The sequence below is a fragment of the Streptomyces sp. NPDC001985 genome (genome assembly GCF_040296845.1).
In the GTDB taxonomy this organism is placed as follows: Bacteria; Actinomycetota; Actinomycetes; order Streptomycetales; family Streptomycetaceae; genus Streptomyces.
This window is the reverse complement of the sequence record NZ_JBEOYB010000201.1, coordinates 1-1062: the sequence shown is the minus strand read 5'-3', so window position 1 is coordinate 1062 and position 1062 is coordinate 1. Positions and strand designations below refer to the sequence as shown.

Annotated in this window: 1 protein-coding gene; it reads right to left on the bottom strand. The window is 75.1% G+C overall.

Annotated features, from left to right (window positions below; all coding sequences use genetic code 11):
* Window positions 1-1062, bottom strand: a 1062-nt coding sequence (locus ABT122_RS33580) for an acyltransferase domain-containing protein (protein ID WP_351559990.1), incomplete at both ends; no start/stop codon positions are given.

The window sequence follows — 1062 nt, the reverse complement described above, 5'->3', positions numbered from 1 at the left end:
GTGTGTGGTAGGTGAGTTGTGCGGCGATGGTGCGGAACTCGGCGAGGGCGCCGTCCATGTGGGGCGAGTGGAAGGCGTGCGAGACCGTCAGCCGCTTCACCCGGCGGCCCCGGGACCGCCAGAGCCGGGTCACCGCGTCCACGGTCTCCGCGTCACCGGAGACGACGGTGGACCGGGGGCCGTTGACGGCGGCGATCGCGGCCCGCGCCGGGTCGCCGTACTCCGCCAGCGTCTCCCGGAGTTCGTCCTCGGTGATCCGCAGCGCTGCCATCGCGCCGTCGTCGCGGGCGGCCCGCATGAGCCTGCCCCGGGCGGCGACCAGGGTGCAGGCGTCCTGGAGGGAGAGCACCCCGGCGACATGCGCGGCGGTCAGCTCGCCCAGGGAGTGGCCGAGCAGCAGATCGGGCGCCGGGCCCTGGTGCTCGACCAGCCGGAACAGCGCCACTTCGAGGGCGAACAGCGCCGCCTGGGTCAGGTCGGTGCGGTCGAGCAGCGCCGCCGCCGACGTGCCCGCCGGGGCGAACATCACCTCGCGCAGGGGGTGCTCCCACCGGTCGCCGAAGGTGCTGAGAATCTCGTCGAGATGGCGGGCGAACTCCGGGACGTGCTGGTACAGCTCATGGCCCGCCCCCGGCCGCTGACTGCCCTGCCCGGGGAAGAGATACGCGGTCCTGCCCCGGGCCGTCCCGCTCCCGGCGCGCACCACCCGTGCGCCGGCCCCGTCCCGGGCGAGCGCGTCCAGCCCCTCCAGCAGCTCCGCCCGGTCGGCACCCACGACGGCGGCCCGCTCCTTCAGCGTGGCCCGGGTGGTCGCCAGCGACCAGCCGATGTCCACCGGCGACAGCTCCGGGCGCTCGGTGAGATGGGTGTGCAGCCGCCGGGCCTGGGCGCGGAGCCCCGTCTCGTCACTGCCGGAGAGAAAGAGCGGGAGCGCGGCGACCGGCGCCGGTTCCGGGGTCGCGGGCCGGGGTGGGGGTTCTTCGATGATGAGGTGGGCGTTGGTGCCGCTGATGCCGAAGGAGGAGATGGCGGCGCGGCGGGGGCGGTTGGGTGTGTGGGGCC